At 44.5% G+C, this 20,798-nt stretch carries 22 protein-coding genes; 6 read left to right on the forward strand and 16 right to left on the reverse strand.

Annotation, left to right across the window (positions count from 1 at the left end; all coding sequences use genetic code 11):
- Positions 1-212: 212 nt before the first annotated feature.
- The 6 genes from cobS to NQ117_RS09685 form a co-directional block, all read right to left on the reverse strand.
- On the reverse strand, positions 213-1,082 hold the full coding sequence (gene cobS / locus NQ117_RS09660) for an adenosylcobinamide-GDP ribazoletransferase (RefSeq protein ID WP_258277744.1): 870 nt from the start codon (positions 1,080-1,082) through the stop codon (positions 213-215).
- Positions 1,079-1,645, reverse strand: a complete 567-nt coding sequence (gene cobU, locus NQ117_RS09665) for a bifunctional adenosylcobinamide kinase/adenosylcobinamide-phosphate guanylyltransferase (protein WP_258277745.1) — start codon at positions 1,643-1,645, stop codon at positions 1,079-1,081. The genes cobS and cobU overlap by 4 nt, the downstream gene beginning before the upstream one ends.
- Entirely contained in the window at positions 1,642-2,700 is a 1,059-nt protein-coding gene (gene cobT, locus NQ117_RS09670; protein ID WP_258277746.1) for a nicotinate-nucleotide--dimethylbenzimidazole phosphoribosyltransferase, read from the reverse strand. Before cobT ends, cobU begins: the two co-directional genes overlap by 4 nt.
- 89 nt (positions 2,701-2,789) lie before the next feature.
- Positions 2,790-3,638 (reverse strand): ABC transporter ATP-binding protein, encoded by an 849-nt coding sequence (locus NQ117_RS09675; RefSeq protein ID WP_258278215.1) that lies wholly within the window; start codon positions 3,636-3,638, stop codon positions 2,790-2,792.
- A gap of 20 nt (positions 3,639-3,658) precedes the next feature.
- A complete protein-coding gene (locus tag NQ117_RS09680; protein WP_258278216.1) occupies positions 3,659-4,702 on the reverse strand; it encodes a FecCD family ABC transporter permease in 1,044 nt (347 codons plus the stop codon).
- Between the two features lie 47 nt (positions 4,703-4,749).
- Positions 4,750-5,742, reverse strand: a complete 993-nt coding sequence (locus NQ117_RS09685) for an ABC transporter substrate-binding protein (RefSeq protein WP_258277747.1) — start codon at positions 5,740-5,742, stop codon at positions 4,750-4,752.
- Positions 5,743-6,375: 633 nt separating this feature from the next.
- Between NQ117_RS09685 and NQ117_RS09690 the strand changes: the two genes are divergently transcribed.
- Positions 6,376-6,864 (forward strand): phosphatase, encoded by a 489-nt coding sequence (locus tag NQ117_RS09690; RefSeq protein ID WP_258277748.1) that lies wholly within the window; start codon positions 6,376-6,378, stop codon positions 6,862-6,864.
- A 68-nt stretch (positions 6,865-6,932) separates the two neighbouring features.
- On the opposite strand, the gene NQ117_RS09695 is transcribed toward NQ117_RS09690, so the two are convergent.
- Positions 6,933-7,490: a nitroreductase family protein gene (locus tag NQ117_RS09695; protein ID WP_258277749.1), complete on the reverse strand. Its 558-nt coding sequence runs from the start codon at positions 7,488-7,490 to the stop codon at positions 6,933-6,935.
- Positions 7,491-7,616: 126 nt separating this feature from the next.
- On the opposite strand from NQ117_RS09695, the gene lplA reads away from it, so the two are divergent.
- From lplA to NQ117_RS09710, 3 genes are all read left to right on the forward strand, one after another.
- Entirely contained in the window at positions 7,617-8,621 is a 1,005-nt protein-coding gene (gene lplA / locus NQ117_RS09700; protein ID WP_258277750.1) for a lipoate--protein ligase, read from the forward strand.
- A gap of 246 nt (positions 8,622-8,867) precedes the next feature.
- A complete protein-coding gene (locus NQ117_RS09705) occupies positions 8,868-9,773 on the forward strand; it encodes a DMT family transporter (protein ID WP_258277751.1) in 906 nt (301 codons plus the stop codon).
- Positions 9,774-9,821: 48 nt separating this feature from the next.
- Positions 9,822-10,631 (forward strand): Cof-type HAD-IIB family hydrolase, encoded by an 810-nt coding sequence (locus tag NQ117_RS09710; protein ID WP_258277752.1) that lies wholly within the window; start codon positions 9,822-9,824, stop codon positions 10,629-10,631.
- A gap of 230 nt (positions 10,632-10,861) precedes the next feature.
- Here the strand turns inward: NQ117_RS09710 and NQ117_RS09715 are convergent, their stop codons facing one another.
- Positions 10,862-11,722, reverse strand: a complete 861-nt coding sequence (locus NQ117_RS09715; RefSeq protein WP_258277753.1) for an MBL fold metallo-hydrolase — start codon at positions 11,720-11,722, stop codon at positions 10,862-10,864.
- Positions 11,723-11,954: 232 nt separating this feature from the next.
- Here NQ117_RS09715 and NQ117_RS09720 point away from each other — a divergent pair, with 232 nt between their 5' ends.
- On the forward strand, positions 11,955-12,671 hold the full coding sequence (locus tag NQ117_RS09720) for a glycerophosphodiester phosphodiesterase (protein WP_258277754.1): 717 nt from the start codon (positions 11,955-11,957) through the stop codon (positions 12,669-12,671).
- Positions 12,668-13,045 (forward strand): SH3 domain-containing protein, encoded by a 378-nt coding sequence (locus NQ117_RS09725; RefSeq protein ID WP_258277755.1) that lies wholly within the window; start codon positions 12,668-12,670, stop codon positions 13,043-13,045. The genes NQ117_RS09720 and NQ117_RS09725 overlap by 4 nt, the downstream gene beginning before the upstream one ends.
- A gap of 127 nt (positions 13,046-13,172) precedes the next feature.
- Here NQ117_RS09725 and NQ117_RS09730 read toward each other — a convergent pair whose 3' ends face one another.
- The 8 genes from NQ117_RS09730 to NQ117_RS09765 all read right to left on the reverse strand — a co-directional run bounded on the left by NQ117_RS09730 (position 13,173) and on the right by NQ117_RS09765 (position 20,625).
- The gene (locus NQ117_RS09730; protein WP_258277756.1) at positions 13,173-14,264 is read right to left on the reverse strand and encodes a sulfate ABC transporter substrate-binding protein; all 1,092 of its coding nucleotides are present in this window, start codon (positions 14,262-14,264) and stop codon (positions 13,173-13,175) included.
- Between the two features lie 22 nt (positions 14,265-14,286).
- On the reverse strand, positions 14,287-15,351 hold the full coding sequence (locus NQ117_RS09735) for a sulfate/molybdate ABC transporter ATP-binding protein (protein WP_258277757.1): 1,065 nt from the start codon (positions 15,349-15,351) through the stop codon (positions 14,287-14,289).
- Positions 15,341-16,195 (reverse strand): sulfate ABC transporter permease subunit, encoded by an 855-nt coding sequence (locus tag NQ117_RS09740; RefSeq protein ID WP_258277758.1) that lies wholly within the window; start codon positions 16,193-16,195, stop codon positions 15,341-15,343. The genes NQ117_RS09735 and NQ117_RS09740 overlap by 11 nt, the downstream gene beginning before the upstream one ends.
- On the reverse strand, positions 16,195-17,007 hold the full coding sequence (gene cysT, locus NQ117_RS09745; RefSeq protein ID WP_258277759.1) for a sulfate ABC transporter permease subunit CysT: 813 nt from the start codon (positions 17,005-17,007) through the stop codon (positions 16,195-16,197). The genes NQ117_RS09740 and cysT overlap by 1 nt, the downstream gene beginning before the upstream one ends.
- Before the next feature lie 258 nt (positions 17,008-17,265).
- The gene (locus tag NQ117_RS09750; protein WP_258277760.1) at positions 17,266-17,580 is read right to left on the reverse strand and encodes a LysM peptidoglycan-binding domain-containing protein; all 315 of its coding nucleotides are present in this window, start codon (positions 17,578-17,580) and stop codon (positions 17,266-17,268) included.
- A gap of 314 nt (positions 17,581-17,894) precedes the next feature.
- Complete coding sequence (locus tag NQ117_RS09755; protein WP_258277761.1) at positions 17,895-18,500, reverse strand: TetR/AcrR family transcriptional regulator; 606 nt, start codon at positions 18,498-18,500, stop codon at positions 17,895-17,897.
- 13 nt (positions 18,501-18,513) lie between these two features.
- Complete coding sequence (locus NQ117_RS09760) at positions 18,514-19,146, reverse strand: YigZ family protein (protein ID WP_258277762.1); 633 nt, start codon at positions 19,144-19,146, stop codon at positions 18,514-18,516.
- 123 nt (positions 19,147-19,269) lie between these two features.
- Positions 19,270-20,625, reverse strand: a complete 1,356-nt coding sequence (locus tag NQ117_RS09765) for a glucose-6-phosphate isomerase (RefSeq protein ID WP_258277763.1) — start codon at positions 20,623-20,625, stop codon at positions 19,270-19,272.
- Between the last annotated feature and the right edge of the window lie 173 nt (positions 20,626-20,798).

Genomic DNA, 20,798 nt, shown 5'->3' on the forward strand with positions numbered 1-20,798 from the left:
TTCGCTACATTACCCCGCTTGATTGTTTTCTAACCTTGTAAAATAAGGAAACCAAGAACTGTTGCAAATAATGAGGTCAAAGCTACAGTCAATCAGGAGCAACCATCGCCTATCTATGAATCTTTAATTTATCTTTATCTTTGCACTACAAATCTTTATTCTCTAATTTCTTATACTCTATGCAGTACTACGACCAAACATTAAGCAGCTCTTTACTGCATCAATGAATATAAATTAGCTAACCATTTTACACCGATAACAAGAAGCATCAACCCGATCGATACAGTCAGTTCACCCATAGCACCGTAAATATCTCCTGATAACCCACCGATCCGTCGTTTGACTACACAAGCAATCCAATGCGTCACAACGAGCTGGAGAATAATAAGCACGATCCCCCCGAAAATTCCCCATAACCAAAAATCATGCGATGAAATTGCTAGGATAGATGGAGGTTCATAGGAACCTATGGAAGCGATCATAGCGGTACCAAGCATACATAAGCCGATTAAAACGAGCATGACGATTCCAGAAACAAGCAAATGCTTACGGTTGGTCCCCATAAAATAACGACCTAAGCCCGATTCTGCTTCTGTATGCGGATAGACAACGATCGCCCATACCATAACATAACGGCTTATTATAAATGGCAGCACAACAAGAGGACTCCAACTCTCCATTTCCAATAGAGCACCAATAAATGACCACTGCAGCAGGAGAACAAGAACACAAGCAAGCACGCCCATCGCACCTACCCGACTGTCCTTCATAATTTCGATGACTCTGTCACGATCACGGTTGCTTAATAAACCATCCGCTGTATCCATCAGTCCATCCATATGCAGACCACCCGACAGCACTACTGCAAAAAACACGAGTAAAGCGGCGGCTGGATATGCGGGTAATATTAGCTGGAGACCAACGCCTGCCAGCCATATGCACAGTCCGATTGCAGCGCCTGCCAATGGAAACCAGATCGTACTCAGCTTCAGCACTTCAGGCGTGAATGGGACTTGCTTGCGAATAGGAATGCGCGTCAAAAATTGCAGTGCTGCGATGGCGCTATAAAAATGATTTTTCATAGCTGGACCATCCTACTCTTCAACTCAATCGGGATCCCAGCTGTCACAAGGTACACTTCGTCAGCTAATGCTGCCATACGCTGATTCAACCTACCCGCATGATCGCGAAATGTTCGTCCGAGTTCGTAAGCAGGCACCACACCACTGCCTACTTCATTTGTAACAAGAATGACTGTCCCTCTGCTGCCAAATGACTTAACAGCCTCTTCTAATTGATCGATTCGATCAGCTAACAATTGTTCTGCGTCTGGCTGCTGCTCAACTGCCAACAACTCATTCGACAACCAAATCGTGAGGCAATCAACCAGCACATAATGAGACGTTTCTTGTTGCAACTGCTCTGGCAACTCTAGCGGACATTCTTTACCCTTCCATGCGAAGCCGCTTTTTTCACGATCCTGTTGGTGCCTAATTATGCGATCTTTCATCTCCTGATCAAATGGCTGCGCAGTGGCGTAGTAGGAACTGCCCTCTGGAGCTAACTTCATCATATATTTCTCAGCAAAGGTACTCTTGCCGCTGCGAGCACCGCCTGTTACGAGGATGATGCGATGATTACTCATGCTTCTTTCCCCGATACACCCGCCTGAGCGAATGTAGCCATCTCACGCATAATCGAGCAGGCAGCATCAATCAATGGAAAGGCAAGCACAGCCCCCGTTCCTTCACCCAGTCGCATGTTTAAATGCAGGACAGGCTGCAATCCCAATTCTCGAAGAACTGCCTGATGCCCTCTTTCCTCTGACAAATGAGAGCTTATCAAATAAGGAAGGACCTCAGGAACAAGTCGAACAGCCGCAAGCGCAGCTACGCTCGAAATAAACCCATCTATGACTACTGGAACACCATGCTTCGCTGCCCCGATAATAATACCAACCAAGCCACCAATCTCAAGCCCGCCCACTTTAGCGAGCACATCCATAGCATCATTCGGATCTGGGGCATTTACATTCAACGCTTGGCGCACAACGTCACATTTATGCTTCCACAACTCGTCCCCAATTCCAGTCCCTCTGCCAACCGTTTCTTCAGGCTCCAAGCCTGTAAAGGCACATAACATAGCTGAGCTCGCCGTCGTATTGCCGATCCCCATTTCCCCAGTAGCAATCAGTCGATAGCCTTCACCAACTAGCTGCTCTGCAATCTCCATTCCTACACGGACCGCTTCTTCTGCTTCCTTGCGGCTCATTGCTGCTTCTTTTGCCATATTTGCTGTACCTCGCTTTACCTTACGGGACAACAATTTGGGATGATCCAAATCAGCATTTACACCAATATCAACACAATACACATCAGCACCAGCTTGTCTTGCAAGTACATTAACGGCGGCGCCTCCATGAACAAAGTTCATAACCATTTGTGGGGTTACTTCAGCAGGAAAAGCACTTACCCCCTCTGCACATACGCCGTGATCACCCGCCATGACGATGACAGCGCGTTTATCGAGATGAGGAATTAACTGTCCAGATATCGCAGCAAGCTGCAATGACAGATGTTCTAACACCCCGAGACTTCCTTGCGGTTTCGTCAATTGATTCTGATGATTAATTGCCGCTTGACGCGCTTCTTCATTCAGTTTTGGAATAGCTGGAATCCAATTTGTTTGTACCATATTCATTCCACCTCAATAGCTTCTTTGTTGATTTCTCTATAACATGATGTTGACCGTGATCAATGAATAATGTAATGACCATACTTGCCAACACGCTATTTAACCTTCTTATATACCTCTTCTGGGCACAACAGCACTTGCGGACGATTCACTCTCGGATGATCGACAATTTCAGCATGAACATGAAACACCTGCTCAAAGCATTCTCGCGTGATCATCTCAGCCGCACTTCCTTGCCCGTGTATAATTCCATCATTCAGCACTGCAATTCGGTCGCAGTAAAGCGCAGCCAAATTAAGATCATGAAGCACAGAAACCACCGTCAAACCGCAATCTTGCTGCCAATCGCGAATAATGTCCATAAACTGCATTTGATAATGGATATCGAGATAGGTTGTAGGTTCATCGAGCAAAATAATGCTTGGCGATTGCGCCATTAACTTTGCCAATGCGACACGCTGGCGCTGACCACCACTTAAGCGGTCGATCCGGCGATCTGCCAACTGTTCCAACTGCAGCCGTTCCATAATATGATCAATAAACGGACCACTATCCTCATTTTCCGTCCCCCACCATGATTGATAAGGGAAGCGCCCCATTTCGACAACTTCACGAACCGTGTAATGCAAGGGAGGTATCGTTTCTTGTTGCAATACTGCCATTAACCGCGATAGCTCCTTCCGTTTATACGACCCTAATGGACGGCTATATAATTGTACCTGACCGGCTGATGGCTGCTCAGCACGAGATAGTATGGATAGCAATGTCGATTTCCCACTACCATTGGGACCAATGATTCCTAGCCATTCACCCTTGTGTATTTCCAGGGAAATATCCTGTAACACAGGTTGCTTACTATAACCATGCGATATAGCCTGCGCGGATAGAATGACCTCACCTTGAAGGGCTGGTTGAGCATCGGCCATCTGAACAAAATGGTTCATGCTTTTTTGCTCTGTCATTGTCATCCCTCCTGAGACTTACGCTTGTTGCGAATAAGTAAAAAGGCGAAAAATGGCGCTCCAAGGAATGATGTAACGACGCCCAATGGAATTTCTGTCGGAGCAAGCAATGTACGCGCGATTGTGTCTGCCCACAGCACATATAATGCACCACCTATGGCAGACATCGGAATCAAAAGTCGATAGTCTGCTCCAAAAATCAATCTAAGCAAATGTGGAACGACGAGTCCTACAAATCCGATTACACCAGCGACAGAAACTGCAGCTGCTGCAACAAAGGTCGCTGTTAATAAAACAATCCATTTCGTACGTTCAACATGTAGTCCCATATGTGCTGCTTGACGTTCTCCCAATGCAAGCATATTGAGTGAACGTGAATAGGCAATAAGCACAATCAACCCTCCGACAAAATACGGAAGCAATATGCCTGCATACGACCAGCCTCGCATCGCCAAGCTGCCCATTGTCCAGAACAATATTTCATTAATCCCGTCTTGGGACATAGCAACCAAAAAAGATACAATCGCTCCAAGAAAAGATTGCATAACCACTCCAGATAAAATAAGCGTCTGGATCGGCAGCTTACCATTCTCTCTTGCCATTCTTAATACAATAAACAAAGCCATAATCGCCGTAATAAAAGCCGTAACTGGAATCGTCCATTGCCCCAAAAAAGCATATTGCAGCCCAAAATAAATAAGTAACGCGGCCCCTACAGAAGCACCCGAAGATATACCAAGCGTATATGGATCGGCTAACGGATTGCGTAGCACACCTTGGAAAGCAGCACCCGACACACCGAGCGCACCGCCTACTAGCAACGCCATAATGACTCGCGGCAAGCGAACATGAATCATAATTTGTGCTGAGGAAGGGTCCCATGTAACAGGAATGTAGTCACCTACCCATGGCAACTGGTGTAACAAGATACGGACGATATCTCCAACTGGCAAATCCACAGATCCAACCGCTAAACATATCACAATCGACAAGAGGAGCAGCGAAATCCCCGCTGCTCCTGCTCCAATACCCCTGTGCTTATTCATTCGTGCATGTTGTTGAGTAAAAGTTGTCATTCGTCTGTCATCCCAACTTATTTTACTTGATCCGGATGGATCGCTTTAGCAATTGATTGCAGCGCATCAGCCAATCTTGGACCCGGTCGGCTAATCGTGTCATCTTCGATACCGATCAACTGATTATTTTTCAGCGCATTCATCTCACTCCAGCCTTTGCGCTCGCGGATAATCGTTTCAAGTGGCTTATTTGTTTCGAAATCTTGCATGCCTTTTGCATATAAAATGACGTCAGGATTTTTCTGAATGATCGTCTCTTCGTTAATTTGGAACCAGCCCGTCTGATCAGCAGCTACGTTTACACCGCCAGCGATTTCGAGCAATTCATGCATATACTCGCCACTTCCTACTGTCCAGCCAGGAGAGAACTCCATGTATACGTTCTTCTTAGGCGCGTCTTTCACGCTAGCTTGTACATCTTCACGAACTTTCTTCATATGATCGGTTACTTTTTTTGCATCCGCTTGGCGGTCCGTAATAAGTCCGTATGTCTCAACACTGTTGATCACATCATCGTATGATTTAGCATTCAACTTGAATGCACGAATCCCCATATCTCGGAATTTGTTAACCGTCTCATCCTTTATCGTAAATCCTGTAAACAAAACATCAGGCTTCGCAGCAATAACTGCTTCTACATTGGGCTCCAATCCCCCCATTTTAGGCTTCGTTGCAGCAGCCGCGGGATAATCATCATGATCGGATACGCCAACGATCTCTTTATCTAACCCAATCGCAAATAGCATTTCCGTATCTGCTGGAGAAATAGAGACAATACGTTCAGGCGCCTTCTCAAATGTGAATTCGTGGCCTGTCGCATCTTTAATTTTCAGAGGATAGGTTGTCTTCAATTGTTGGTCAGTAGGCTTCGACTCCGGAGCTGGCTTCTCAACTTGACCTTGCGTCTCAGCTGGCTTCGCCGTATTTGCTCCACCGCAAGCCATAACTGTTAACGATAGAGCCGTAATAGTTAGTACACTAAGTATGCGTTTCCAATTTCCAAGCTTCATAACCGGTTTCTCTCCTTATTTACCATGCAATGTAGTCATTCCGTCGTCTCAAGATGCAATATATACACGACCGCAATCGTTTCGACTCTTATATTGTAAATGAAAATTTCAAACCTATGCAACTTTCATCTTACTTGAACACAAGTTTGATTATAGTAAGCAGCTTTACTGATGACAAGGAAAATGATCATATCGCTAGTCATTTTTCCAATTTATAATAGATAAGCAGCAAAAAACCTCGCTGTCTCCTTCACATTATCGCTACTGAGACATGTATCCAGCCAAATTTGTCTAAGCCTAGGTATCCATGCAACCTTCTACAACGAACGCCGTCCATATAACGAAAGGGGAGCTTATATCGAATAAAGAGACTTGTACTTCTCCATCACGTTTGCATACCCTCTAGAAAACGAACATATATCTAAGACGCAGTAAAATACAGTACGTTACCCGACCGCCTACACATCATTCATTTCATCTTCTCATCTAAGCCAACAAAGATTTTCAAGCCATCCTCATAAAAGCGCTCACTATAACAACTCTGTTAAATGTTGTATAATAATTAGACTTTCTTTTATTCTGTTATTCATCTACTTATTATTAAGTCACCACCCATTAAAGGAGGAGCCAACTATGCCGGTGCAGTACAAGACAGCTTGGGCTTCACTAAGCGCCGCCATTCTCGTTACAGCCTATTATTCTTGGAATCTTCTTACCCTCAAAGGGAATATAACGCTGCATAGTTCAGAAATGATGTCGTTAGCACGCAATGTATTCGGATTCACAATCATTATCCAAATGCTAATCATATTCATCCATTTCGTTTCCAAAGACGAGCCCGAACTCAAGGAGCAAGCTCGCCATATATCTCTTCGTTCGGGACGTGTTGCCCTCTTATTCTTAATTGTTGCTGTTGCATCCTGTGCCGCTTATCTCATCTATGTTGCAGATACACGCTCCTTGCTGCTCTCACCGCTAATTAGCGCGCATTTGCTCGTTAGTGTGCTGCTCGCAGCTTGGATATTAAGATACACCTCTGAGCTATGGATGTATCATCGTGCGCGGCGATTAGCTGAGCAAACGCCATCTTCACCGAACGATCCGAATCACCTTCTATCGTAAACCTAGCATATGAAAAAAAGTCCCTGCTCACCTCCTCCGGTGCCAGGGACTTTCACATTTATTATCAATTAAAATTCTGTTAGCAGTTCTGCTGCTTCTTTACGCGGACGGACAGGACGGACTTCATCCGGATAACCAATAAATAGATTGCCGATAATCTTCTCTCCCGGCTGAATACCTAACGTCTTTCTGTAAAATGGCTGATGAATGTAGCCGCCTGTATGCCACAACATGCCTACACCATCTTCCCATGCAAGCAATTGTAGATTTTGTACGAGTGCACTAACTGCCATTACATCTTCTTCCCAAATGTTCGGGCGAGGATCTTCAGGCATTACGACGACTAGAAAAGCTGGAATATGCTTCACGTATTCACGATACTTTTGCTTCTGTGCTTCGTCGCCTTCCTTGAACTTGCCTAACTTGATTACAGACTCCACTAGCTTGTCTGAATACTCCTCTTTCCCTTGCTCACCGATAAATATGAAGCGCCAAGGCTGACGCAAACCATGGTTAGGTGCATAAACAGCATCATCCAGCCAACCTAGAACCTGTTCTTTTTTAATAGGTGTATGTTTAAAATTATGGGTAGAGCGACGACCACGAATTGTTTCTTTAATAGACATTATGATAAGCCTCCTTATTTCTCCGCTTACTCCATTATATTGATAACGATTATCAATATCAAACTATGTTTATGTTTTTTCTTATATGGATTACAATAGAATATATATGCAAAGGAGGCACCTATCTTGAAATTTATTGATAATCAAGGGATTACCGATCCCCGTATAAATTTAGCAATTGAAGAGTTTGTGCTCAAGCACCTTCCGATGGATGGAGACAGCTATCTTCTCTTCTATATAAATGAGCCATCGATTATTATCGGGCGCAATCAAAATACGATCGAGGAAATAAACAGCGATTATGTGAAAGAGCAAGGTATTCATGTCGTTCGCCGCTTATCCGGTGGTGGAGCTGTCTATCATGATCTTGGTAATTTGAACTTCAGCTTTTTAACTAAGGATGACGGCGAATCCTTCCACAACTTCCGTAAGTTCACGCAGCCTGTTATCGATACACTTCGCACAATGGGTGTAGAAGCGGACTTGACTGGCCGCAATGATATTCAAGTGGGTGAGCGCAAAATATCGGGCAATGCGCAATTCTCCACGCGTGGGCGCATGTTCAGTCATGGCACACTCCTGTTCGATTCGCAAATGGAGCATGTTTCTTCCGCTCTGAAAGTAAAAGCGATCAAGGTAGAATCGAAGAGCACGAAGTCTGTTCGTTCTCGCGTAGCCAATATTACTGAATTTATGTCAGACAAGCTGTCGATGGAGGAATTCCGCAACTCCTTGCTGCGTCATATTTTTGGAATAGAGCCTGAACAAGTTCCCCAGTACAAACTTACTGAAGAAGACTGGGCGACAATTCATAAAATATCGGAAGAACGCTATCAGAACTGGGATTGGAACTATGGTTACTCTCCGAAGTTCAATGTGCAAAATGCGAAGAAATTTACTGGCGGTATCGTAGACGTTCGCCTTGATATTAAAGATGGACTCATCGAATCGCTCACGATTTTCGGAGATTTCTTCGGGCTTGGTGAAGTAAAAGATATTGAAGAGCGTCTTGCAGGTGTTCGTTATGAAGAGCAGGCCGTCCGCGATACATTAGCGGATATCGATATCCCTTATTATCTTGGCCGTGTTGAACGTGAAGAGTTTATCTCCCTACTCATGTTGAATGACTAAATGAAGACAACGTAACCCAGGAGTTTGGTCAGTTAAAGGTCCCTATCCTTCCTGACAGCTGCTGGGTTATTCTTTATGTTACTTACTTGTATGATTCATCTATTCTATTACCATTGACATCGCTATAATAGAAAGGGACCTTTATCTTTCCGCGTTCATAATCTATTACCGACTTCTCTAGTGCGTGCGGATAAATGTTTGAATTACCTAACAGCTTATGAGTGTCGGAGGAGATTATAACACCCTATGGAACGCGATTGGATTGTTTATGTGACCTTGTTGTTCGTGGCTTTTGTGTGGGGAGCGAGCTTCATCATCGTACAGGCAGCTGTACAAACGCTGCCGCCTTTAGCCTTTAATGCCGTTCGTTTTATCGGATCAGCCCTCTTATTTCTAGGTGTCCTGCTATTTTCACGAGTCAGACTACAAGAGAGACTTTCGCCGAAGCTGGCATTACACGGCATTATATTAGGTATTTGTTTATTTGCGGCTTATGCCTTTCAAACCGTGGGCTTGCTTCATACGACAACGACCAATACAGGGTTTATTACAGGAATATCGGTCGTGCTGGTTCCGTTTTTCAGCGTCATTCTCGCACAGCAAAAGCTAGCTTTGCCAACTTGGATTGCTGCTGTGTTAGCACTCGTCGGACTCTATCTATTAACATTCAACGGACAATTATTCCAATGGAACTATGGCGATATGCTCGTACTGCTTTGCGCGGTCTGCTTCGCGCTTCATATTGCTTTTACAGGAATATACGCATCATTGCACGACACTATTGCTTTAGTTACCATCCAGTTAACAACAGTCGGTGTGCTTGCAACGATAAGTTCGCTTTTATTAGAACCGCTGCAATCACCAGCTGACTTCGTACAATCGATCTTAGGTCCACAAGTATTGTTCGCTTTACTTATCTCGATTGGACTATCGACAGCATTTGCATTTTGGGCACAAACTTGGTGTCAGAAGCATATTTCTGCTGATCGTGTTGCGCTTATATTTGCTACGGAACCCGTGTTTGCCGCTATTACGGGCATCGCCTTTGCAGGTGAAAGACTCGGTGCATTAGCAGTATGGGGTTGTCTTTGTATATTTTGCAGTATGATTGTTGCAGAATGGAAATGGAAGAGGCGACAACAGGTACAATAGAAAAAGAAGATTAGTCTACAGAAATCATAATAGAGGGAGAAACCTGCTATGTATAAATTAATTGCCATCGACGTTGACGATACGTTGATTACCGATGAAAAAGTCGTTACAGACGGTACCAAGCAAGCGCTTATCCAAGCGATTGAGCAAGGAACAGCTGTTACACTCGCGACAGGGCGGATGTACGCATCTGCACGCAATATCGCACTACAAACAGGATTGAATGTACCGCTAATTACGTATCAAGGCTCACTTATTAAAAATGTCATTAGCGGTGAGGTTCTTTACGAATGTGCGGTGCCTGACGATGCTGCTATGAAGCTCTTCGAATATTGCGAGTCCAAAGGTCTTCATTTGCAACTTTACGTGGATGACCAAGTGTACGCGCAAGAGAAAAATGATAAGCTAATCGCTTATTGCGAGCTGTCTAACATTCCTTACACAATCGAACCAGACTTTAGAGGGGTGTTGTCACGCCATCGTTCAACGAAAATGCTGATTATCGATGAGCCATCTCTGCTTGACGAGGTAGCAGCACATCTGCGCGGTTTGCTAGGACCGGATGTTCATATTACCAAGTCGAAGCCGCACTTCTTGGAAATTACTCATCGTGAAGGTACAAAAGGCCATGCACTTCGCTTCTTGGCGGAGCATTTCGGCTGCACATTGGAAGAAACGATTGGGATCGGCGACTCTTGGAATGACCATGATCTTATTGAAACAGCCGGACTTGGCGTGGCTATGGGTAATGCTGTTTCTTCCTTAAAAGAAATTGCTGATTATATTACGCTGTCCAATAATGAAGAAGGCGTACGCCATGTCATTGAGAAGTTCGTGTTGAATCAAAGCGAAGTATAAGAACATGTAGTTTAAGAACGTAAAGTTTAGATTTCTATAGAAAGAGCCTTCATTAGCACAATGGCGTATAAAGGTTAGCCCCTATTACCCCTATCGTGCTCGTGAAGGCTCTCTTATTTTACTTTAAAACCATACTATCTCAACTCTGTATTCTGTAGTAAGGCACTCACTGCTTATGATTCTGCCTACTTGTTTGCTAAGTGCAGTGTAAATACTGAACCTGCAGAATATTAGACTTGCAGCTCCAACCCAAATGCCGCAAGCTTGACATGCGAAGGCAAGTTATAATTACTGCGAACATCCACGCCATGCGACATATGCGTAAATATCGTTTGCCGTGGCTGAATATACTCAATCAACTGCAACGCCTCGACCATATCATAGACAGAGCGAGTATGATATTCATAGGGCTCTTCGTAGAAGTTGGTTCCAAGGATAAGTACATCCAACTCTGTAAAATGCTTGAGTTCCTTTTCACCTAGACCAATCGCATCCGAAGCATAAAGCCAGCTATACTTCTTCTCTTCCCCGAGATTAGCCAATTGGTTACGATCAAAGCGATAAGCATAGGAGTAGCCATTTTTACCATGATTCACTCGAATCGGGGTCACCGCCCAATCTTCCCATACCCACTCGTCTTCGATAGCGGTAAAGGTAATATGGGCTGACAGCCAAGGATACATCGATTGTATCGTTTGCAGAACTTCAAGTGGTGCATAAACTTGTCCACGTCTTTCCATCCAGCGGCAGCAGTCCGCGTAGGCAGGCAAACCTGCAATATGATCTTGATGCGCATGCGTCACCAAAATACGGTCGATCCACCGTTTACCGGTACGCTCCATCTGTTCCGCCCAATCTGGTCCACAATCGATAAGCATATGTTCATTCCCAGATATCGCTGATGCTTCTCGTTCCAAGAGAACAGATGAACGCAGCCTGCGATTCAATTGGCTGTCTCTCGCTTCCATGCAAACTTCACATTCACAGTAGACTCTCGGTACGCCAAGCGAATCACTTGTGCCAAGAAATTGTACTTGCCAAGGAGAGGACTCTTGCACGGAATGATTTAATTGTGGTAATTGCAATTTCACCGTCTTCACTCCTTGTCTTATGTATTATGATTCACAGATCGAATATATAGCAAACTGCAATAGAACAATAATTGCATATAGAAAATGAGCTCATTCAAAAAATGATCACAAATTAAATCGCACATATGACTTTGAACTATTTCGCAAATTGTATATCATATTTAGTATAAACGCTTATGACGTGAAGCTCCAGTTCCTTAACGGAGTCGATGCAGCAGGAGGGTAAGTAAGGATGAACATAGAAATTGTAGCTCACCGCGGATATGCTGGGGTATTTCCTGAAAATACGATGGAAGCGTTCCGTCGTTCAGTGGCGCTTCGCGCAGACAGCATTGAGTTGGATATTCACCATTCACGCGAGGGAATACCTGTCGTCATTCACGATGACACGCTGGATCGTACAACGACAACAATAGGATCGGTTCGCTCACTTCCAGTGTCTCAGATTCAAGCAGCAGATGCGGGCAGCAAGTTCAAGCCTGAATTCACAGGCTGCAACGTGCCCCTGCTAGAAGAAGCATTAAAGCTATGCCAAGATTGTGGGGCAGGCTTGCAGCTTGAGATCAAAGAACAGATCAATGAGGATGAAGCACGTGCACTACTGCATCTGCTGTCGGTTTATGACATGAGCAAGCGTACGATGATTATTTCTTTTTACAAACAAAATTTAGACCTGCTGCGTCGTTTAGATGCGGAAATAGAACTGGGCTTTCTAACGACAGAACCGATTGCATTGGAGTCGTTGGTTCCACTTGCTCCGTCTTGCCTTTGTGCCCATTATCCATTGCTATTGAAGCATCCTGAGCTTATACAACAAGCACGTGGATTGAATGTGGATGTGGCCGTATGGACGATTCGCGATGTTGAAACCGCTAAGCAGCTAGTAAAGCTCGGTGTCTATCGACTTACTTCCGATATTCCACTGAATCATCAGGATCTACGACTATGAGAGAAACTATGAGAGAATCAGCCAAAGTGAATTATTCCGTTGTAACGAAACATAGAACAGAATATCCTAACCCACTCGTTTTATTAAAAGGTCAGTCTATATTTATTGGCGAAAAATACAGCGGACCTGAAGAATGGGATAATTGGTACTACTGTACAACATTGGATCATAAACATGGAGGCTGGGTTCCAGGCCAACTTATTGATGTAATTGAAGCACAAGGGGTTATCTTAGAAGATTATACGGCAAAAGAATTGGATGTTAATGAAGGAGAACAGGTTGTTGGCACAAAAGAACTTAACGGTTGGATTTGGTGTGTAAACACGCTTAACTCTGAAGAGGGATGGGTGCCTAAAGAAAACTTAAAACCCTAGTTAGTAAAAAGGCTGCCTCTCCTTGCTAAAAGCACATTATTATTAACAACATCCTTTACACAAATAGAAAGCGCCGAGCTTCTCTAAGAAAATGAGGAGCGACTCGGCGCTTTTTCAACTTTGTATATTACGATTTGTCTATCCCAGCAAGCACATCGTACCAGATGCCTCGTCTGCTGTACAACGTGCTGCGTACCTGATCCCAGCCACCTAGATCATCGATCGTGAACAAACCTTCGGGATTTATAAATGTATCTGATAGTTGCGCGTTCACTTGCTCATTTACAGGCCGGAAACCCGCTTCTACCCATAGTTGTTGAGCTTTTTCACTCCGCAAAAATTCAACAAATGCTTCCGCTGCTTCACGAGTGCCATGCTTGTCGACATACTTATCCACGACAACGACCGGATTCTCAATCTGAATCGTATGCTTTGGAACGACAATTTCATAGTCTACACCTTGCTTTACCCGTGCTTTAAGCTCATTTTCATACGTCACAATTGCGTCACCAACACCGTATTCGAAGGCGGCCATTGATGCACGTCCGCTCTTATCCATCGAAATGACTCGATCATGCACTTGATGGAGCAGCTGCTTAGCAAACTTCGGTCCATCAACACCTTGTTCAGCAGCCATCTTCAATCCTGCACCGTAAATGGCGTTAATATCCCATTGTGCTCCACCGGATGTTTTCGGATTTGGGTACAACACATCTACATCTGAACGGGTAAGATCCTTCCAGTCCTTGATGCTAAGTGGATTGTTCGCCCTCGTACCAATAACAACGATGGAACGTGTCACCATCCCTTGATACGGATCTCGCTGCTTCCAATCTTCAGGGATAAGCTCTGCATCAACAAGCTTGTCGATGTCCCCTTCCATCGCGAGCAAGGCCACATCCGCTTCCATACCGCTTGCTATCGAACGTGCTTGAGTGCCGGAAGCTTCATAAGACTGTTGGAATTCCACCGTCTGCCCTGTCTTCTCCTTCCACTCCGCTTGGAACGCTGGAAGAATGGGCTGAATCGCATCCCGCGCAACGGAATAGGCACCAATTACGAGCGTCACCGAATTATTGCCGCTCGTAACAGGCTGCACATCAACGGATTCATAGGATGAATCCGCTGCAGGGGAACTGCAAGCAGTGACGAATATCAATATGAAGAGCATGCATACCTGCATGAACCTGGTACAAACACGTACTGCTTGTGGCTCCATCTGCTAATGCTCCTTTCCCTCGTTAAATCATGATAGGCATCGGATCTTCTTTCAACGAATTCTCTATTACGGAATGATTGTCACCGTCAAATACATACACACGGTGAATGAGAACTTGAACCGTTTCGCCAATTTGCAATACGGGACTTTCCAAGCTGCGATAGGTCTTCAATAGCAAGTCTCCTACAGCTACCTCTATCATCCATTCACTACCGCGGAAGTGCATCGCCTTGACAACTCCATTCTCACTCGCGGAAGCTAGTTTCAACTCTCCAGGTTGGCCCACTTCGATATATTCAGGTCGAATCAATACTTTCGTATCCGATTGTGCAGACACTTCACCGAATCCTTTCAGCTGACCAATACTCTCCAATAGCGTAGACTCTCCGATAAACTCTGCCACGAATGGTGTCCGGGGAGATTTGTAGATGTCCCACGGTGTACCTTTTTGCTCAACAGTCCCTTGTTGAATAATCATAATTTCATCCGCAACCTCAATCGCCTCGTCCTGATCATGCGTGACGAAGATCGACGTAATGCCAACGCGTTCAATAAGAGACTTAAGCCAACTGCGCAGCTCTTTGCGAATTTTCGCATCGATTGCTGCGAATGGTTCATCCAACAGCAGCAGCTGTGGTTCCGGAGCAAGAGCACGGGCAAATGCAACGCGCTGGCGCTGACCGCCTGACAATTGATGCGGATAACGCTTCTCCACACCGCTAAGCCCCGTAAGTTCAAGCAGTTCAGCGACTCTTGCACGAATGCGTGCTTTGGGCCACTTTTGAATCGTCAATCCGAATGCTATATTGTCATACACCGTCATATGTTTGAATAAGGCATAATGTTGAAACACAAAGCCAATCCCGCGTTCCTGTGGAGGAACATCGTTCATCACTTTTCCATGAAACAGAATCTCACCGCTGTCCGGATACTCCAAACCTGCCAACATACGCAGTACGGATGTTTTGCCGCCGCCACTCGGACCAAGTAAGCCAATCAACTGTCCGGGTTCAATCGAGAAGTTAACGTCACGTACAGCATGATATTGTCCGAACCATTTATTCAAGTCACGTACTTCAATGTGCATGCGTATGCACTCCCTTCCGTCTCTTCGCCCATTCCATTACAAGTAATAGGGTTATCGAACATACAGCAAGCACCAAAGCTACACTGTTAGCTGAAGCAATATTGAAATTGTCTACATCTTGATAAACGAGTGTTGTTAACGTCTGTGTCTTATTCATGATGTTGCCTGATACGACTAACACAGCTCCGAATTCCCCTAACGAACGTGCTACAGTCAGAACTACACCATACGTAACACCCCAACGAATCGATGGCCAAGTTACTTTCCAAAACGTCGTCCAACTGTAAGCTCCCAGCATAGAGGCCGCTTCTTCCTGCTGTGTTCCAATCTCCTGCAATACAGGAACAATTTCACGCACCATCAATGGAAAGGTAACGAATAGCGTTGCAAGCACCATACCCGGAAAAGCGTATACGATAGGCATACCTAAGTCCGAGAAGAAGGCACCCATAACGGTCTGCGGTCCTAATAGCAGCATAATCATAAACCCACCGATAACGGGGGACACAGCAAAGGGCAAATCTATCATGCTGTTTAAAAAGTGTCTTACTTTAGAATTTAGCCACTGTCCCCGTACGAGCATAATGGCGGTTAAAATACCAAACAACGTATTAAGAAGTGTAACGACTACCACGACAGATAGCGTTATCCACATGGCATGAAGAGCCTCTGGTCGTATTAAAGCTTGAAACAGTGATTGCACACCGTGATCAAAAGCCCCAATGACGATCTGCACGAGAGGTACAATTAATAATACAAGGAACACAAAATACGTAATGAATATGAGAATCTTAGAAGAAGTTGATGATTTCTTTGAGGTTAATGTAGATGATGTAGTTGACATCAACGTCCCTCCTTCGCTTGCAAGGTATTAATAAACCATAATACAAGGAACGACAACGTTAATAATATGACGGACACAGCAGCAGCACCTTGTGGATTGTCGCTCTCGATCTCTCCGAAAATATAAACCGATGCAATCAAAGTCTTGCCGGGGATATTCCCTGCAACGAGAACGACCGCACCAAATTCAGCCATAGCTCTTGAGAATGCAAGCATGCCGCCGCTAATAATACCGGGGCGCATCTGAGGCAGCAGCACTTGGTAGAACGTACGCCACTTGGAAGCACCTAATGTATGGGCAGCTTCCTCCTGCGTCTTATCCGCTTCTTCCAACAAGGGCTGTACCGCTCGAATAACGAAAGGAAAAGTAACAAAGACCATAGCAACGACAATAGCGGGCTCCCCGAACACAATGCGAATCCCCATCGTATCTGCCCACTGACCAACCATACTGTTCGGTCCAAGCAAGAGAAGAATCATAAGTCCACCTACTGCAGTAGGCAGTGCAAATGGCAGATCAACTAAACTGTTCAACAATGTCCGTCCTGGAAAACGATAACGATGAAGCACCCATGCTGTAATCGTGCCGATCACCATATTAATGACCATAGCCAGTACAGACAATCGGAGTGTCAGCCACACTGCTTTCCATGCTAATGGATCTGCAATGCTCTCCACAAACATATTCCAACCAGCTGATAACGAATGAACATATATGCCCGTAATCGGTAAAATAATGAGCAAGAACATATATAACAGCAGCGTCGTACGGAATCCCCACAGCGCTCCTTTATGGTTCAATACTGCATTCATGAAACATCCCCACCCCACATGGTTCTAGATTCATATCTCTTTATACATAATAATTCCTACCAACTTACTTGGAAATTATATTATTAAATATTACCAACTCGGACGTGATTCGTCAATACTTTTAAGCAAACCTGATAAAAGGTATTAAGCGGGCTTATACATGTAATAACAAATGCACATAACAAAAACAGCTCCCATCCTACTTCTTGCACGATAAGCAAGAGAAGTGAGAGCTGTCAGATATCACGCTGCATCATATTAATATGGTGTTGGCTGACCTTGAAGTTGGTTAACCTCACGCTGAAGCCTCCGAACCTGAGCTTCCAACAAAGAAACTCTACGCTCCAGTTCGTAATAGTTTACTGGAGGTGCTGGTGGCGGCGGTGAAGGGGGATATCCTGGCTGAATCGGAACCGGAATATCTGGCCCAACTGGTATTTTAATAACCTGCCCCGGATAAATAATGGCATTCGGACCAAGCCCATTAACAAGTGCAAGCCGTGCAACAGATATCCCGAAGCGATTCGCTATTAGTGATAACGAATCACCAGGTCGTACTACATAATCAATCACTTAAAATGACCCCCTGCCCCATTTCAATGCATTGCTTTGTAGCAGCATCGCAGCAATACACTAAAAAGAGAAATTACGGCGATGCTGCTAGATGCTCTACTCCAATACAGGCAAGCAACATATTACACAGCAATTTGAAATGTAGATTTAGCGGACGCTAATGATTACGCAGCTATGCGTCTCTCTTTATCGTCACTATACGATATGTGGGCAGATGACATTACGTGAATCTTATGCGGGCTGTAGCGATGATGATAAGCATACGTTCAATGGAGTTACTGTACATTCAGCTATTCCATCTGTAGAACATGTTATTAAGCGGATTGTGCTGCTTCTTCAAGCGCTCTTCTGCACAAAAAGCGCACGTGAGCTGCCGCAGCTGGCTTAATCTCATCAAAGGTGACTTGATCTTGAATGTAGAAGGAAATGAAGCCATGTATGGATAAAAACAAACTTCGCGGGATATGGTGCCGTTCTTGCTCCGTTCTCAACTGACTATGAAGCGACTGCCTCACGATCGTAGAGAACATCTCGAGACATCGACCTTGCTCAGTACGAGCGTAACATAGCAATTCCTCGTCTCTTGTCATAAACATAATTTCATAATGATGCGGATTATTAAGTCCAAAGGAAACAAATTCAAGCATAACCTGTTCAAGCTTTGACATACCATCTGTTGGTGATTGGTTAATGACTTTTTCAAACAAACGGCCCAATCGCTTGAAGTCATCCTGAACAAGCGCGGAAAACAGCTCCGCCTTGTCCTTAAAATGATAATAAAGCGAACCATGACTGTAGCCTAGCTGCTGGCCAATACTGCGCATTGAGATTGCTCGATACCCTTTTGTAACGAATAGGTGCCTTGCCACTTCCAAAATACGATCACGCGACAACTCCTGCTCTACTGCTTTTCTTGGCATAGCGGTATTCTCCTTATTCTCCCTCAATGTAGTACACAGCTTCTCCCCTTTGAATCACAGCTTGACCTTGCGTTAAATCCGTCATCCAAGCAATGAAGCGATCTGCTTCGGATGCGACAGGCAGGCAGGTCAAGATGACTTTATCAGTAAACTGTGTCTCGCCCATTCTAGTGCCTCGATTGCGCAACTCATTTTCTAATTTGCCTAGCCATGTATAATCAACTTCGACGAATACTTGCTGGTGCAGCACTTTTGTGATAGGACCTGCTCCTTCAATAGCAGCTACCGCACCGTCTGTATAAGCACGGATAAGCCCCCCGGCACCAAGCATAATACCGCCAAAGTAACGCGTAACGACGATAACAACGTCTTTTCGATTCTGGTTCTTCATGACTTCCAAGATTGGCTTGCCTGCTGTTCCGCTAGGTTCACCATCATCAGATGCCTTCTGAATCTCATCTCTTTCACCTATCATATAGGCTGAACAGTTATGAGTGGCATTCCAATGCTTCTTCTTAATCTCTTCTATAAATGCAATCGCTTCTTCTTCTGTCTTAACGGGCTTGGCATAGCCGATAAAACGAGACTTTTTAATAACGATTTCTTTACTACCGTATTCTCGTACCGTTTTGTAAGTTTCTAGCATGACTTTCACCTTCCACAGATTGCCAAGAAAGCAGCTCTCCTTCTGATAGGAGAACTGCTTTCTGCGACAGATTGTGTATCTAAGCTGTATTTCTTATGCCGCTGGCCTGTCTTTTCCGTCTTATTAGTTGGATAGACGTGCTTCAAGCTCGGCTTTTTCTTTCTCATATCCAGGTTTGCCAAGCAATGCAAACATATTTCTCTTATACGCTTCTACGCCTGGCTGGTCAAACGGATTTACGCCAAGAAGGTATCCGCTAATACCACATGCCTTCTCAAAGAAGAGGACAAGTTGACCGAATGTGTAAGGTGTCATGTCAGGAATCGTAACGATCAAGTTCGGTACTTGTCCATCCGTATGAGCTAGCATCGTACCTTGGAATGCTTTCTTATTAACGAAGTCCATCGTCTTGCCTGTCAAGAAGTTCAAGCCATCCAAATCCTCTGGATCTTCATTGATTGCAATGTGATGTGAAACTTCTTCTACTTGGATAACCGTCTCGAACAGGTTACGTGTACCTTCTTGAATAAACTGCCCCATCGAGTGCAGGTCTGTTGAGAAGTCTACAGATGCCGGATAAATTCCTTTATGGTCTTTACCTTCACTCTCCCCGTACAACTGCTTCCACCATTCAGATACATAATGCAATGACGGCTCGTAGTTAACGAGAATTTCTGTAGTCTTTCCTTTACGGTACAACGCATTGCGAACTGCTGCATATTGATAGCTCAAGTTCTCTGCTACATTCGGATTGCTGTACTCCGTTGCTGCGTCTTGAGCACCTTTCATCATGTCATCAATGTTAATACCTGCTACTGCAATTGGCAGCAAGCCTACTGGTGTCAATACAGAATAACGTCCACCAACATCGTCAGGAATAACGAATGTCTCGTAGCCTTCTTCATCTGCCAATTTCTTTAATGCGCCCTTCTCGCGGTCAGTTGTAGCGAAAATACGGTTCTTCGCTTCTTCCTTGCCGTACTTCTTCTCTAATACTTCCTTGAAGATACGGAATGCGATAGCTGGCTCTGTTGTCGTACCAGACTTGGAAATAACGTTAATCGAGAAGTCTTTGCCTTCGATAAGCTCCAATAGATGCGTTACATACGTAGAGCTGATATTGTTTCCTGCAAAGTAAATCTCAGGTGTCTTACGCTTGTCCTTCGGAAGCATGTTGTAGAACGAGTGTCCCAACATCTCAATAGCTGCGCGAGCACCTAGGTAAGAACCGCCAATACCAATGACGATAAGAACCTCAGATTGCTGTTGAATGCGAGCTGCTGCTTCCTTCAAACGAGCAAATTCTTCTTTATCATAGTTAAATGGAAGGTCGATCCAACCTAAGAAGTCAGATCCAACTCCCGTCTTATTATGTAGTTGTTCGTGTGCCAAGCGAATTGGCTCCGCGAAGTAATCAAGTTCATGCTGTCCTACGAATCCAAGTGCTTTGCTGTAATCAAAGTGTATGTTGTTCGGCATATCATACACCCTCCTTCAATTTGGTTGACTTTGCCACTTTAACCCATGAAAATGAACATACGTTAAGGATACTGGATTTCGAAATGAAACACAAGGGAACAAGCCCCCTTGTAAGGGTTTACATGATAAAACATATTTATTATTGTTCTTTAATTCGTATTTTTTGAACATGC

The sequence above is a fragment of the Paenibacillus sp. SC116 genome (assembly GCF_024733555.1).
GTDB lineage: Bacteria > Bacillota > Bacilli > Paenibacillales > Paenibacillaceae > Paenibacillus_B.

What these genes read in the sequence shown, in the direction of transcription:
- NQ117_RS09710 (WP_258277752.1), top strand. Translation starts at nt 9,822, where the DNA reads ATGTATAAATTAATTGCCATCGACGTTGACGATACGTTGATTACCGAT.
- NQ117_RS09680 (WP_258278216.1), bottom strand. Translation starts at nt 4,702, where the DNA reads ATGAATAAGCACAGGGGTATTGGAGCAGGAGCAGCGGGGATTTCGCTG.
- cobT (WP_258277746.1), bottom strand. Translation starts at nt 2,700, where the DNA reads ATGAATATGGTACAAACAAATTGGATTCCAGCTATTCCAAAACTGAAT.
- NQ117_RS09735 (WP_258277757.1), bottom strand. Translation starts at nt 15,351, where the DNA reads ATGCACATTGAAGTACGTGACTTGAATAAATGGTTCGGACAATATCAT.
- NQ117_RS09765 (WP_258277763.1), bottom strand. Translation starts at nt 20,625, where the DNA reads ATGCCGAACAACATACACTTTGATTACAGCAAAGCACTTGGATTCGTA.
- NQ117_RS09725 (WP_258277755.1), top strand. Translation starts at nt 12,668, where the DNA reads ATGAGAGAAACTATGAGAGAATCAGCCAAAGTGAATTATTCCGTTGTA.
- NQ117_RS09760 (WP_258277762.1), bottom strand. Translation starts at nt 19,146, where the DNA reads ATGCTAGAAACTTACAAAACGGTACGAGAATACGGTAGTAAAGAAATC.
- NQ117_RS09740 (WP_258277758.1), bottom strand. Translation starts at nt 16,195, where the DNA reads ATGTCAACTACATCATCTACATTAACCTCAAAGAAATCATCAACTTCT.
- NQ117_RS09730 (WP_258277756.1), bottom strand. Translation starts at nt 14,264, where the DNA reads ATGGAGCCACAAGCAGTACGTGTTTGTACCAGGTTCATGCAGGTATGC.
- NQ117_RS09695 (WP_258277749.1), bottom strand. Translation starts at nt 7,490, where the DNA reads ATGTCTATTAAAGAAACAATTCGTGGTCGTCGCTCTACCCATAATTTT.
- NQ117_RS09720 (WP_258277754.1), top strand. Translation starts at nt 11,955, where the DNA reads ATGAACATAGAAATTGTAGCTCACCGCGGATATGCTGGGGTATTTCCT.
- NQ117_RS09685 (WP_258277747.1), bottom strand. Translation starts at nt 5,742, where the DNA reads ATGAAGCTTGGAAATTGGAAACGCATACTTAGTGTACTAACTATTACG.
- NQ117_RS09755 (WP_258277761.1), bottom strand. Translation starts at nt 18,500, where the DNA reads ATGCCAAGAAAAGCAGTAGAGCAGGAGTTGTCGCGTGATCGTATTTTG.
- cobS (WP_258277744.1), bottom strand. Translation starts at nt 1,082, where the DNA reads ATGAAAAATCATTTTTATAGCGCCATCGCAGCACTGCAATTTTTGACG.
- NQ117_RS09705 (WP_258277751.1), top strand. Translation starts at nt 8,868, where the DNA reads ATGGAACGCGATTGGATTGTTTATGTGACCTTGTTGTTCGTGGCTTTT.
- NQ117_RS09690 (WP_258277748.1), top strand. Translation starts at nt 6,376, where the DNA reads ATGCCGGTGCAGTACAAGACAGCTTGGGCTTCACTAAGCGCCGCCATT.
- cobU (WP_258277745.1), bottom strand. Translation starts at nt 1,645, where the DNA reads ATGAGTAATCATCGCATCATCCTCGTAACAGGCGGTGCTCGCAGCGGC.
- NQ117_RS09675 (WP_258278215.1), bottom strand. Translation starts at nt 3,638, where the DNA reads ATGAACCATTTTGTTCAGATGGCCGATGCTCAACCAGCCCTTCAAGGT.
- cysT (WP_258277759.1), bottom strand. Translation starts at nt 17,007, where the DNA reads ATGAATGCAGTATTGAACCATAAAGGAGCGCTGTGGGGATTCCGTACG.